The organism is Micromonospora sp. CA-249363 (genome assembly GCF_050950185.1).
In the GTDB taxonomy this organism is placed as follows: Bacteria; Actinomycetota; Actinomycetes; order Mycobacteriales; family Micromonosporaceae; genus Micromonospora.
This window is the reverse complement of record NZ_CP192020.1, coordinates 3,775,406-3,788,452: the sequence shown is the minus strand read 5'-3', so window position 1 is coordinate 3,788,452 and position 13,047 is coordinate 3,775,406. Positions and strand designations below refer to the sequence as shown.

Here is a 13,047-nt window from a genome sequence, read left to right as displayed (position 1 = left end):
CGGTGGACGTCACGGCGCAGGGTGAGCGGCTGGCCGCCGACCTGGGCCGGTCCCTCGCCGAGCTGACCTTCGTCGACCTGGACACGGACGAGGTCACCGGGCTGGTGATCGACGCGGTGGTGCGGTGGGCGCGCGCGCAGGGCTGGCGGGTCTACCGGCGGGCGCCCAGCGTGCTGCCGTTGCCGCCGCCGATGCAGCAGCGGCACTCGGTCCTCGACGTGGCGTGCGCCCGCCCGGACGGGCCGCCGGTGGTGGTGGAGGTCGACCACACCGACCGGGCCCGTACGGTGCAGAAGCTGACCGCGGAGGCGGACGCCGGACGGATTCCCATCTGGGTGCGCTGGGGCGTTGGCCGATTCACCGTTCCGCCGCCACCGGTGGCGATGGTGACCGTCGAGGTCACCCGACGTTCCGGACCGGCGGGGCGGGGACGCCTGCACAGCCGCGGCGGCGAGCGGCCCGCGCCGGCACACTCCGCCGGCGGCGGCACGGCGGCCACGCAGGCGCTGCCGATTCCGCTGGTCGAGCCGCTGTCGGACCCGCTTTCGGGCCCGCTTTCGGACCCGCGCAAGGGCACCTGAAGCGAATCGTAAGCGGGGCCCGGCAGGGTTCTGGGTGTCACCGGAGAACACGACCGACACCCAGGAGATACCGATGCGCAAGCTCGTCAACTCGACCTACATCACCCTCGACGGCGTCATCGAGAACCCGATGTGGACCGCGCCGTACTTCGACGAGGAGGCCATGGGCCTCGCCGGCGAGCTGACCGACGCCGCCGACGCCATGCTGATGGGCCGGGCCACCTACGACGGGATGTCCGTGGCCTGGCCGCAGCAGGACGAGAGCGACCCGAGCACCGGCGCGGCCTACTTCAACAACGTCAAGAAGTACGTCGCCTCGACCACCCTCACCGACCCCACCTGGAACAACACGGAGGTGCTCCAGGGCGACCTGGTCGAGGCGGTCCGCACGCTCAAGGCCCAGGACGGCAGGAACATCATCCAGTACGGCTTCGGCTCGGTCACCGCCCAGCTCGTCGACGCGGGCCTGGTGGACGAGGTCCGCTTCTGGATCCACCCGGTGCTCCAGGGCGCGCCGAGCGTCACGACGCCGCTGGCGGACTTCACGGCGTCGTTCGACCTGGTCGACACCCGGGTGCACAAGAGCGGCGTGATCGTCGCGACGTACCGGCCGAAGAGCGCCGCCTGACCGTCGTCGGGGTCGCCGCCCGACGGTCGCCTTAGAGCTGGGCCCGGGCCTCGCCCGGGCTCAGCTTCGTGCCCTCGTCGACAAGCGCGTCGAAGCGGTCCGCCCCGAGCGCGGCCCGGACCCGCCGGGTCACGCGGTCGACCTCGTCGCGTTCGGCCGGCGCGCACGGCGCCTGGGTGGCCAGCCGCGCGGCTGCCGCCGCGCCGAGCAGCCGGGCCGCGACCTCCGGCACGCGCACCGCCGACGCCATCCCCTCCAGCGCGAAGATCCCGTCGCGCGGCGCGGCCATCGCCTCGGCGGCCTCGAACGCCTCGACGTGCAGGGCCAGCGCGGCGTCCGGGTCGCCACCCTGCTCGATCGCGTGCCCCAGCTCGACCAGGACCGGCGGCAGGTACAGCGCCGGCTGGGCCTCCGCGCGTCCCCGTTCGGCGAGGTTGCCGAGGTGGGTGACGGCCAGGTCGAGCTTGCCGTCGCGGCGGGCGGCCAAGCCGAGGCTCAGCTCGGCGAAGACCAGCGCGCCCGGGGCGTCCTGCTCCACCGCCAGGTGGTACGCGCGTTCGGCCAGCTCCCGGGCCTGCGAGTAGTCCCGTGTCTGCACCGCCAGCCAGGCCAGCCAGGACAGTTCGGTGCCGACCTGCGGCCAGAGCCGCAACTCCTGCGCCCAGCGCAGCCCTTCGGCGTGCAGCGCGGCGGCGCGTTCGTGGTCGCCGCGCATCTCGGCGAGCCCGCCCACCCACTCGGTGGCTTGAAGCCGGCCCCACCGGTCGCCGATCTCGGCGAAGAGCGTCGCGCTGCGGGTCGCCGTACGCTCCAGGGTCGCCTGGTCACCCGCGACGTGGGCGATCTTGGCCTGCGAGGCGAGCACGGCCGCCTCGGTCCACGTGTCGACGTCCGCCGGCATCAGCTCCATGGCCAGTGCCAGGTCACTGTGCTCGATCAGCGCGTTCGCCGCGAACCACGCGCCCCGGCCGCCCGGATCGCCGGCGACCGCCGCCCGGACGTCCGCCGGCGCGACCGCCGCGCCCCGCAGCAGCGCGAACCCGACCCGCCAGGGGGCCGCTCTGCGCTCCTGTTCCGGGTCGCCGGGAACGGCGAGCGCCCGGCCCGCCTCGGTGAGCCGACCGCGCAGATACCAGTACCAGCTCAGCGCGACAGCCAGTCGTAGCCCGCCGCCGTGGGCCAGTGCCGCGCGCAGGTTCGCCGTCTCGGCGTCCAGCAGCGCCAGCCACCGCCGCTGCTCGGGTCCGCGCAACTCCGGGTCGGCGCGCTCGGCCAGCTCGGTGTAGTAGGCCGCGTGCCGCGTCCGAACGTCGTCGGCGTCGTCCAGGCGGTCGACGCAGAACGCGGCGACCGATTCGAGCAGGCGATAGCGCGGGCCCTCCGGCGAGTCGTCCAACACCACCAGCGACCGGTCCACCAGCCGGGCGAGGGCGTCCAGGTCGGTGCGGCAGACCAGCTCGGCGGCCTCCGGCGTGCAGCCGTCGCGGAACACCGCGAGCCGGGCGAGCACCTGCCGGTCGGCCTCGTCGAGCAGGTCCCAACTCCAGCCGATCACCGCGGTCAGCGTCCGCTGACGCGGTGGCACGTCGCGCTGCTGCGTACTGAGCAGCCGGAACCGGTCGTCGAGTCGTTCCACCACCCCGTGCACACCCAGGGCGCGGACCCGGGTCGCGGCCAGCTCCAGGGCCAGCGGCAGGCCGTCCAGGCGACGGCAGAGCTGGGCGACGGCCGGCGCGGTCCGCTCGTCGAGACGGAATCCGCGCTGCTGCGCGGCGGCGCGGGCGGCGAACAACCGGGCCGCCGCCGAGCGCCGGACCGCGTCCGGGTCGCCGTCCGACGGGGGCAACGACAACGGGGGTACGTCCCAGAGCAGTTCCCCGGTCAGCCCGAGCGGCTCCCGACTGGTGGCGAGCACGTGCACCCCGGGCGCGTCGCGCAGCAGCCGGGCGACGAGCGCGGCGGCCGGCTCGACGACGTGTTCGCAGTTGTCCAGCACCAGCAGCAGGCGCCGTTGCCGCAGCGCCGTGACGAGCCGGTCGGTGGGGGACACGCTGGCGCCGGCGGACTCGCGCACGTCCAGCGCGCCGAGCACCTGCTCGGCGACGCCCGGGTCACCGGCCGGCAGCGGCGCCAGCTCGACCAGCAGGACTCCGTCCGGCGGAGACTGGGTACGGGCGGCCTCGGTCGCCAGTCGGGTCTTGCCGACACCGCCCGGCCCCACCAGCGTGACCAGGCGCTGCCCGGGCAGCAGGGCGCGCAGCTCGGTCACCGCCTCGGCCCGCCCGACCAGCTCGTCGAGCTGCGCCGGCAGGCTGTTACGGATGATCGCGGCCTTCGGTGGCGCGCTCAGGCCGGCGTCCTGTTCGAGGATGCGGCGGTGCAGGGCGGCCAGTTCCGGGCTGGGGTCGAGGCCCAGCTCCTCGGCGAGCCGGTCCCGCAGGTCGGTGTAGCTGTCCAGCGCCTCGGACTGGCGGCCGGCCGCGTACAGCGCGCGGAGCTGCACCGCCCGCAGCCCCTCGTGCAGGGGATTTCGGGCCACCAGCTCGGCCAGGGCGGCGACGGCCAGGTCGTGCTCACCCCGGGCCACCCGCGCCTCGGCCAGCCGCTCGTGCACGGCGAGACGCTGCTCGGCGAGGCGGGTCGCCTCGGCGCGGACGAACTCGGCGTCGGCCACGTCGGCGTACGCGTCGCCCCGCCACAGCGCCAGCGCCTCGGTCAGTGGGCCGACGTCGGTGTGCCGGGCCAGCTCGGTGAACCGGTCGGCGTCGATCGCGGCGGCCCGCAGCAGGTAGCCGGGAGCGCGGGACTCGACCAGGTCGCGGGCGCCCGGTTCGGCGTCGTTGAGCGCCTTGCGCAACTGGGACACCCGTACCTGAAGCGCCCCGATGGGGTTGGCGGGGGCGTCGTCGCCCCACAGGTCGTCGATGAGCCGGTCGGCGGAGACGACCTGATTGCGGTTGGTCAGCAGATCGGCCAGCAGGGCGCGGACCTTGGCGCCGGGCACCACCACCGGCTCGCCGGCGTCCGTGGTGACGGCGAGCGGCCCGAGCACCCCGAACTGCACGGCGGTCATCTTAGGGCGGTATCGACGTCCCCGGTCGGACCGCGCAGGCTTCGGCACAGTTCCGAACGCCGGTAAGCCGACCTGAAGCGGACCGTAAGCGGGCTGCCGCACCGTGTGGGCATGGACATCTACCACGAGTTTCATGGCAACGGCGAGGGCCGGCCGCTGGTCCTCATCCACGGCGCGCTCTCCGCCATCGGCACCTCGTTCGGCACGATCCTGCCGCTCCTCGCCCGGTCGCGGCGGGTGATCGCCGTGGAGTTGCAGGCGCACGGCCACACCCTGGACACCGACCGTCCACTGACCGTCGAGCACTTCGCCGCCGACGTGGTCGAACTGCTCGACCGCCTCGGTGTCGCCCGGGCCGACGTGTACGGGTGGAGCATGGGCGCGGCCGTGGCGCTGCGCCTGGGCACCCACCACGCCGAGCGGGTCGGACGGCTGGTGCTCGCCTCGGTGAGCTTCGACGACGCCGGCCTGCACCCCGGGCTGCTCGACGGCATCCAGGACCTGCGACCGGAGCACCTGCACGGCTCGGAGTTCCACGAGGAGTATCTGCGCACCGCCCCGGACCCGACGGGCTGGGCCAACCTGGTCACCAAGATGAAGGTGCTGGACGCGAACCTGCCCCGGTGGACGCCCGAGCAGATCGCGGCCCTGGCCGTACCCACCATGATCGTGCTGGCCGACTCGGACATCGTCCAGCCCGAACACGCGGTACGCATGTTCCGACTGCTCGGCGGCGCGGTGCCCGGCGACCTGACCGGCCTGCCCGCCTGCCGCCTGGCCATCCTCCCCGGCACCACCCACACCACGATCCCCCACCGCGCCGACTGGCTAACCCCAATGATCGACGACTTCCTAGAAGACCCCACCCCCGCGCCCACCCCCGCGCCTCCCTCCGCGCCCACCCCCGCTCCTCCCCGCGATCTTGCAGTTTCTGTGGCGGCATAGGGCGCGAATGCCGCAGAACGCCGACACAAAGTGCAAGATCGCGGGGGAGGAGGTGGGCGGGGCTGGCTTCAGGGGTTGAAGGCCCGGCGGTAGGCGGTGGGAGTGGCGGCGAAGGCCCGGCGGAAGTGGGCTCGCAGGTTGGTGGCGGTGCCCAACCCGGTCCGTCGGGCCACCTCGTCGATGGTGACCGTGCCGTCTTCGAGCAGGCCGCACGCCGCACGTAGTCGTTGCTGCGTCAGCCAGGTCTGTGGGCTCATCCCGAAGTGCTGCCGAAAGTTGCGGTGCAGCGTACGGGTGGACCGGTGGCCGCGTCGGGCCAGGTCCGCGACGGTCAGTGGCAGGTGCAGGTGGGCGGTCGCCCACTCGGTGACCATCGCCAGGTCACTGTCGTCGGTCGGTTGGAGGGGAATGAACTGCGCCTGACCGCCGGCTCGGTGCAGGGGTGTGACCATGACGCGGGCGCGCTCGATGGCCGCCGTCTGGCCGTGGTCCCGGCCGACCAGGTAGAGGCACAGGTCGAGGCCGGCGGCCAGCCCGGCGCTGGTCAGCACCCGGCCCTCGTCGACGTACAGCGCGTTCGCGTCGACGGTGACCCTGGGGTGTTCGCGGGCCAGTGCCGCGGCGTGGACCCAGTGGGTGGTGGCCCGGCGGCCGTCGAGCAGCCCCGCCTGGGCGAGCGCGAAGGCGCCGGTGCAGATCGATGCGACACGAGCACCCCGTTCGTACGCGGCGACCAGGGCGTCGAGCGCTCGGACCGGCGCGGGTCCACGCCTGAAGCCGGGCACGAGGACGGTGTCCGCGTGGCGCACGGCCTCGAGGTCGGCGTCGACCGTCATGCCGAGTCCCGCCGTCGTGGTCGGCACGGTGCCGCCATCCGGGGAGCAGATGGTGGTCGCGTACCGGCCCTGCCCCTCGTGACCGAAGACATGTGTCGCGATGGTCAGGTCGAAGGCGACGACGGGCGGCAGGGCGAGTACGGCGACCCGGTGCGTGGCGGATTGCTTGTGCACGGTGGCAAGAATGCCACTCGTCAGGGCCGACGGACGGACGAGATCCTGACCCGGTGCGAATAGAGATCGTGGTCTTCGACGGCTTCGACGAACTGGACGTGTTCGGCCCCTTCGAGGTGCTGGCGATGGCGGGGTTCGCCGTCGAGCTGGTCGCGGTCGAGCGGCCGGGCCCGGTACGCAGCATGCGGGGCGTGGACCTGCACCTGCCGACGGTGCTCGGGCCGGCCGACGGCATCGTCGTACCGGGTGGGGGCTGGCTGAACCGGGCCGCGGCGGGGTCCTGGGCGCAGGCGCAGCACGGGGTGCTGCCTGCCCGGCTGGCCGAGCTCGCACCCGCGACGCGCTGGATGGCGTCGGTGTGCACCGGCAGTCTCCTGCTCGCCGCCGCCGGACTCCTGACCGGCCGGCGCGCGACCACCAACCGCAACGCGTACGAGGAATTGCGGGCGTTCGGTGTCACGGTCCTCGACCAGCGGGTGGTCGACGACGGGGACCGCATCACGGCGGGCGCGCTCTCCGCCGGGCTGGACCTGGCCCTCTGGATCACGGAACGCGAGAGGGGCGTCGCCACCGCGGACCGGGTCGCCGCGACGATCGAGTACCAACGAGCGGTCGGAAGCGTCGGCGGCAGAATGGTGGACGATGACTGACCATTCCCTGTCCGTCCTGACCGGCGAGATCGGCGCGTTCGCCGGTGCCCTGGACCAGATGCCGCCGTCGGGGTGGGAGCGGCCGACGCGCTGCGACCCGTGGCGGGTACGTGACGTGGTGGGGCACGTCATCGTCGTACTCTCGCGGGTGCCGGACATGGTGGCCGCGCCCGCTCCCGAGCGGGCCGGGACCACCGCGGCGGGCTACTACCGCGCGGACGGACGGTTCAGCGACGACACGAACGACGAGCGGGTGCGGACGGCGCAGCGCCGCGCGGCCGACCCGGACGCGGCCACACTGGTGCGGGATCTCGCGGACGCCGGGCGGACCATCGTCGAGGTGTGCCGCACGGAGCCCGCGGACCGGGTGGTCCGGACCCGGCACGGCGACGCCATGCTGCTCTCCGACTTCCTGACCACCCGACTCGTCGAGGTGGCCCTGCACGGCCTCGACGTCGCCGACGCGGTGCCCTGCGAGCCGTGGCTCACCCCGGCCGCCACCGAACACCTGCTGCGCCTGCTCTTCGGCCCACAGTGGCAGGTCGCGGTCGACGCCACCGGAGACCCGATCACCCTCCTGCGCAGGGCGACGGGCCGCGAACCCGTCACCGCCGACGACCGCCGCGCCCTGGACCACCTGGGCCTGCGTCGCCTGACCCTGGGCTGACCCACCCCGGCCCGCCCCCACCCCGGCCCACCCCCGGCTCGCCCGCCCCCGGCCCGCCCGCCCCCGGCCCGCCCGGCCTCCGGCCGTCGGGTGAGGCAGCAACTTCGGGGATGTTGCTGCTTCCGGCGCGGCTGAGGCAGCAACATCCCGGATGTTGTGAGGATCTTGCGCGCGGCGCACGGCGCACGGCGCACGGCGCACGGAAGCGGCGTGTGGCGCGCGGCTAGGGGGTGGCGTGGCGGCGGACTCCGGCCAGCATTCGGCGTACGCCGAGCACGTGGCCGCCGGACCGTAGGAGCAGCTGTCGGTAGAGGCCGCCGGCCAGGCCGGGGAAGATCGCACGGGTCTCCGCGCGCAGGCGCGTCCGTCCCGGCTCGACCGGTTCGACGCGGAACGTCAGCGCGTACGTCGAGAAGTGGTGGCTGCCGCGCAGCGCCAGTTCCCGAGCGGGGTGCGCGGTCTCCACGTGGAAGCCGGGCAGGGTCGAGCCCTCGGCGAGGGGCCGTGGCCCGGACGCGACGGGGTCGGCGGCGCGCACGAGACGGGCGTACGCGGTCACGGTGGGCCCGTCGAACGTCTCCTGCACCACGTGCAGGAGGTGCGGCCAGACGTCGTGCGGTTCGGCCGCGATCAGGATGGTGTGTTCGTCCACCTTGGGCAACGAGTCGATCCGCATCGGCGCCTCCCCGCGTTCCGGTCCATTCTCGCCCTCCCGGTGGACATCGTCGACCGGGTCGATGGCGTACGGAGCGTCGACCGGGTAGAAACGGGGTCAGAGAGCGCTCTCACCGTCGAGTGCGCCCATGGTCCGCCCAGTGGATAGGACGAACCACATGACGAGCCCGTCCCGACGTACCTTCACCCTTGCGCTGCTGGTGACCGCCGCCGTCACCGTGAGCGGCACCGCGGCCAGCGCCGGTCGCCCGACGCACGGCGCACCCGATTTCGGGCCGAACGTGACCATCTTCGACCCGTCCATGCCGTTCGGGGAGATTCAGCAGACCCTCGACGCCGCGCACGCCCGCCAGGTCGACAGCGAGATGGGCACCGAGCGGCACGCGTACCTGTTCAAGCCCGGCGCGTACGGCACGGCCGAGCAGCCGTTGCAGGCCAAGGTCGGCTACTACACCGAGGTCTCCGGCCTCGGCGCGTCACCCACCGACGTCGCCGTGAACGGCAAGATCGAGGTCTACAACCGTTGCCTCGCCGACGGCGGCACCGGCAACTGCCTCGCGCTCGTCAACTTCTGGCGCACACTGTCGAACCTGTCGCTCACCGTCAACGCCGCCGGCCAGGACGGCTGCCGCTCGACGGCGAACTTCTGGGCCGTGTCCCAGGCGGTCTCGATGCGCCGGCTCAACATCACCGGCGGCGGGTTGTCCCTGATGGACTACTGTACGGCCGGCCCGCAGTACGCCAGTGGCGGCTTCATCGCCGACTCGCGGCTGCCGGCCACCACCAACGGCTCCCAGCAGCAGTGGCTCACCCGCAACAGCGAGGTCGCCGGGTGGTCCAACGCCGTGTGGAACCAGGTGTTCGCGGGTGTCGAGGGCGCGCCGGACGACGCGACCTTCCCCGACCCGCCGTACACCACCCTCGACACGACGCCGGTGAGCCGGGAGAAGCCGTACCTGTTCGTGGACGCCAAGGGTCACTACAACGTGCGGGTGCCGGCGGCGCAGCGGGACACCCGGGGCGTCTCGTGGGCGGACGGCATGACGCCCGGACGCACCCTCGGCATCGACGACTTCTTCATCGCGAAGCCGTCGGATCCGGTCCGCGTGATCAACGCGCAGCTCGCGCGCGGCAAGCACCTGCTGCTCACCCCCGGCGTCTACGACATCGCCCGGAGCATCGAGATCCGGCGGGCCAACACGGTGGTCCTCGGCATCGGTCACGCCACCCTCACGGCCGTGAACGGCGCGGTCCCGCTGGACGTCGCGAACGTTCCCGGCGTGATCGTCGCGGGCGTCACGATCGACGCCGGTACGGTCGAGTCGCCGGTCCTGCTGCGGGTGGGCCGGCAGCACGGCCACGACCACAGCAGCGCGGCCAACCCCACCACGCTGTCCGACGTGTACTTCCGGGTCGGCGGCCCGCACATCGGCCGGACGGACACCGCGCTGGAGGTCAACAGCGACAACGTGCTCATCGACCACACCTGGGTGTGGCGCGGCGACCACGGCGTCGAGGGCTTCACCGAGGGCGTCAACGGCGATACCGATCGCTGGCGCACCAACACCGGTCGCTACGGCGCGGTCATCAACGGCGACCACGTGACCGCCACCGGCCTGTTCGTCGAGCACTTCCAGCGCTACAACACCGTCTGGAACGGCGAGCACGGCACCACCGTGCTCTACCAGAACGAGCTGCCGTACGACCCGCCGACGCAGGCCGAGTGGATGAACGGCCCGGTCGAGGGCTACGCCGGCTACAAGGTCGGCGACCGGGTACGCCACCACGACCTCTACGGCGGTGGGGTGTACGTGTTCAACCAGAACAACCCGTCGATCCACACCGAGAACGGCTTCGAGGTGCCGAACCGGCCGGGTGTGCGGCTGCACCACATCATGACCGTCAACCTCAGCGCGGGCACGATCGACCACGTCGTCAACGGCGTCGGCGACGCGGCCGACATGACGAAGGTCGGCGTGCCGATCTACCTCGCGCAGTTCCCGGTTTCGTAACGCTTCCGGGCGTACCAACGGGGGTCGGAGCCGGCGTACGGCTCCGGCCCCCGTGTCGCGTCGGGGTCACTCAGGCGACGTGGTGGCGGCGGTCTGCGCCCGCTCGGGAGGCGCGGTCATGGCCGGGATGCCCGGTATCGTGCTCTCCGGCGCGGTCGCCTTCGTGGCCCGGCCCGGTGAGACCAGGAACGTCAGGTCCGGCGTACGGGACCGGTTGGCACGGCGCGCCGCGGCTCCCGCCTTCGGGATCGGCTGCGTCGACCGGCTGTGTCGCGCGCCGGCCTGGTGCCGGCCGGTCGACGGGCGTGCCTCGGCCCTCCGCGCGCCCCCCGCGCCGGCGGCGCGCTGCGGACGTTGACGGGCGGCCTGCTTGGCGACCCGGTGCCGGGCGCGTCCGCTGCCGGTCTTGAACCCGAGCGCGGGACGCTCCACCAGGTGCCAGGACAGCGCGGCGCACAGGACGCTGCCGAGCAGGCTCAGCACGATGTAGCCGACGATCCCGAACCGGGTGCCGCCGAGCAGAGCGACCATCTGCTGCACCGGGAAGCCGTAGATGTAGATGCCGTACGTGTAGTCGTTCCGGCGGCTGATGCGGGACCACCGCCTGGGCAGCGCGACCGCCGCGAACAGCACCAGGTAGGCGAACGCCGGAAGACCGACCGCGAAGAATCCGCCCAGCCACAGCGAGCCGACCAGCGTGACGCCGGCCAGCACGGCCAGCGTGGAGTTCATGGGGACCCGGTGTGCGTAGAGGCGTGCGGCCGCTCCCAGCAGGAACAGGAAGCCGAGCATCAACGTCCAGTCCGCGGCGAACGCCCCGATCAACGGGAACGGCCCGACCGCGCCGTGCTGGGGTGGCCGGGAGCTCCAGTCGGGCGCCGCGAAGAAGTCCGCCAGGATCAGGGCGTAGCAACCGCCGGCCAGCACGAGCACCGCGCGGGGGGAGCGGTGCAGCACCGAGGTCACCATGAGTACGGCGACGACGGCGTAGAGCGCCAGGTCGTACCGCAGTGTCCACAGTGATCCGTCGAAGGCGCTCGGTCCGCCGACGATCTGTCCGTACGGGGTGTCGGCCAGAAGCCCGGAGATGGGGAACTGCTCCATCGAGGCGAGGACGTTGGTCATGACGTAGTCGAACGGACCGTCCGGGTGCCCCCAGAATCCGTTCAGGTTGCCGTTCTCGTAGAGCGCCGCCAGCGGGGCGAACACGAACGCGGTGACCAGCAGGCAGACCCACAACCCGGGGAAGACCCTCAGCACCCGGGCGCGCACGTACTGGCGCAGTGTGGAGCGCAGGGCGCTGTCGGCGATGAGGAAGCCGGAGATCAGGAAGAAGCCGTACAGGCACATGGTGCCGAGGTCGCTCTGCCGGCCGAACGTGGCCGCGCCGATGTTCGCGCGGCCGAAGCCCAGTGGACCGGCATGCGCGATGATCACGCCACAGGCCATCGCCAGGCGAAGCACCCCGAAGGCGTTGTGCTGGGCGGAGAACCTGTTTTGCAGAGTCGGGGACTGCTGCCCGTTGACCAACGCCTGCACCTGACGACTCCTTCGATCACTGACCAGTGAGAACCTCGGCCCGGAACGCTGCCGATCGATGGGTCAATTATCAGGTGACTGAGGAGGTTTGTCGCAGAATTCTAACGATTGTCCGAATCTGGGTGTGTCAGGTGGCGGCGCCGACCGTCCGGCGGACCTGCGTGACGCGCCGAGCCGACACGTCCAGGAGCCGTGCCATGGCGGCGACGCACCGTTCCGCGGCCCGTCCGTCGCCGAACGGTGAGCCGATCGCCGAGGCGCGCGGTGTGGCGAGGTGCCGGAGACCCGCCGACAGCAGCAGCTCCGGATCGGTGCCGACCAGCTCACCCCGACCCGCTGCCAGGGCCTCCGGCCGTTCCGTGGTGTCCCTGGTGACCAGCAGCGGCACTCCCAGGGTGGCCGCCTCCTCCTGGAGCCCGCCCGAGTCGGTGACGACCAGGTCTGCCATCCGCAGCAGCCCGACCATCTGCGGGTAGGGCAGCGGCGGGGTGACCCGCGTGTTGGCGATGCCCGCCAGGCCCGCGCTGACCTCGGCGCTGAGGCGGGGATTTGGGTGGGCGACCATGACGACCTGGACGTCGGGGCGTTGCCGTGCCAGGCGGCGCAACCCGTCTATCGTGGCCGCCACCCCCTGGCCCCAGTTCTCCCGGCGGTGCGCGGTCGCCACCACCAGCTGGCGGGTCGGCTCGACCCAGGCCGGTGGCCGGGCCGCGCCGCGCTCGATGAGGTCCTCGAGCGCGTCCACGACGGTGTTGCCGGTCACCGCGATGGCCTCGGCGGCGATGCCCTCGCCCAGGAGGTTCGCCCGGGCGGCGTCCGTGGGCGCAAGGTGCAGCGCGGCGATCCGGGCGAGCATCGCGCGGTTCGCCTCCTCCGGGAACGGCCGGTCCAGGTCGTTGGTCCGCAGGCCGGCTTCCAGGTGGACGATCGGAATACGCCGCCAGAAGGCGGCCGTTCCGCCGGCCAGGGCGGTCGTGGTGTCCCCCTGCACCACGACCGCCGCTGGACGGTGGTGTGCGAGCAGGTCGTCGACCCCCGTGATGAGGGCCGCCGCCAACTCCGCGAGCGAGCCGATGCGTCGCTGTGGACGCAGGCTCACCTCGGGGCGGAGGCCGAACGGGAGGAGTGCCTCGGCGACGCGTCCCGGCTGTTGGCCGGTGTCCGCCACCCGCACCGTGAACCTCGGATCATCGAGGAGACGGCGGATCAGAGGCGCGGTCTTCACACCCTCCGGCCTGGTGCCGGCGAGAATCATGACCTCTCGTGT

Annotated in this window: 11 protein-coding genes; 6 read left to right on the top strand and 5 right to left on the bottom strand. The window is 72.8% G+C overall.

The window, feature by feature from the left end:
* Positions 1-2: 2 nt before the first annotated feature.
* Both ACQPZK_RS17440 and ACQPZK_RS17435 read left to right on the top strand, forming a co-directional pair.
* Positions 3-581 carry a hypothetical protein gene (locus ACQPZK_RS17440; protein ID WP_433533974.1) on the top strand — a complete coding sequence of 193 codons (579 nt, stop codon included), beginning with the start codon at positions 3-5 and terminating at the stop codon, positions 579-581.
* A gap of 73 nt (positions 582-654) precedes the next feature.
* On the top strand, positions 655-1,209 hold the full coding sequence (locus ACQPZK_RS17435; RefSeq protein WP_433533973.1) for a dihydrofolate reductase family protein: 555 nt from the start codon (positions 655-657) through the stop codon (positions 1,207-1,209).
* A gap of 31 nt (positions 1,210-1,240) precedes the next feature.
* Here ACQPZK_RS17435 and ACQPZK_RS17430 read toward each other — a convergent pair whose 3' ends face one another.
* Positions 1,241-4,282 (bottom strand): BTAD domain-containing putative transcriptional regulator, encoded by a 3,042-nt coding sequence (locus ACQPZK_RS17430; protein WP_433533972.1) that lies wholly within the window; start codon positions 4,280-4,282, stop codon positions 1,241-1,243.
* Between the two features lie 111 nt (positions 4,283-4,393).
* Between ACQPZK_RS17430 and ACQPZK_RS17425 the strand changes: the two genes are divergently transcribed.
* The gene (locus ACQPZK_RS17425) at positions 4,394-5,227 is read left to right on the top strand and encodes an alpha/beta fold hydrolase (RefSeq protein ID WP_433533971.1); all 834 of its coding nucleotides are present in this window, start codon (positions 4,394-4,396) and stop codon (positions 5,225-5,227) included.
* 68 nt (positions 5,228-5,295) lie between these two features.
* Here ACQPZK_RS17425 and ACQPZK_RS17420 read toward each other — a convergent pair whose 3' ends face one another.
* Positions 5,296-6,237, bottom strand: coding sequence for a GlxA family transcriptional regulator (locus tag ACQPZK_RS17420; protein WP_433533970.1), 942 nt, complete (start codon positions 6,235-6,237; stop codon positions 5,296-5,298).
* 53 nt (positions 6,238-6,290) lie between these two features.
* Here ACQPZK_RS17420 and ACQPZK_RS17415 point away from each other — a divergent pair, with 53 nt between their 5' ends.
* Together ACQPZK_RS17415 and ACQPZK_RS17410 are read left to right on the top strand one after the other, a co-directional pair.
* Positions 6,291-6,887, top strand: a complete 597-nt coding sequence (locus ACQPZK_RS17415) for a DJ-1/PfpI family protein (protein ID WP_433533969.1) — start codon at positions 6,291-6,293, stop codon at positions 6,885-6,887.
* Positions 6,880-7,554, top strand: coding sequence for a maleylpyruvate isomerase N-terminal domain-containing protein (locus ACQPZK_RS17410; protein ID WP_433533968.1), 675 nt, complete (start codon positions 6,880-6,882; stop codon positions 7,552-7,554). Before ACQPZK_RS17415 ends, ACQPZK_RS17410 begins: the two co-directional genes overlap by 8 nt.
* A 223-nt stretch (positions 7,555-7,777) precedes the next feature.
* Here the strand turns inward: ACQPZK_RS17410 and ACQPZK_RS17405 are convergent, their stop codons facing one another.
* Entirely contained in the window at positions 7,778-8,230 is a 453-nt protein-coding gene (locus ACQPZK_RS17405; protein ID WP_433533967.1) for a hypothetical protein, read from the bottom strand.
* 157 nt (positions 8,231-8,387) lie between these two features.
* Here ACQPZK_RS17405 and ACQPZK_RS17400 point away from each other — a divergent pair, with 157 nt between their 5' ends.
* On the top strand, positions 8,388-10,241 hold the full coding sequence (locus ACQPZK_RS17400) for an adenylyl cyclase (protein ID WP_433533966.1): 1,854 nt from the start codon (positions 8,388-8,390) through the stop codon (positions 10,239-10,241).
* A 66-nt stretch (positions 10,242-10,307) separates the two neighbouring features.
* On the opposite strand, the gene ACQPZK_RS17395 is transcribed toward ACQPZK_RS17400, so the two are convergent.
* Positions 10,308-11,780 (bottom strand): acyltransferase family protein, encoded by a 1,473-nt coding sequence (locus tag ACQPZK_RS17395; protein ID WP_433533965.1) that lies wholly within the window; start codon positions 11,778-11,780, stop codon positions 10,308-10,310.
* Between the two features lie 127 nt (positions 11,781-11,907).
* Positions 11,908-13,035, bottom strand: coding sequence for a non-hydrolyzing UDP-N-acetylglucosamine 2-epimerase (gene wecB, locus ACQPZK_RS17390; RefSeq protein WP_433533964.1), 1,128 nt, complete (start codon positions 13,033-13,035; stop codon positions 11,908-11,910).
* Positions 13,036-13,047: the final 12 nt, after the last annotated feature.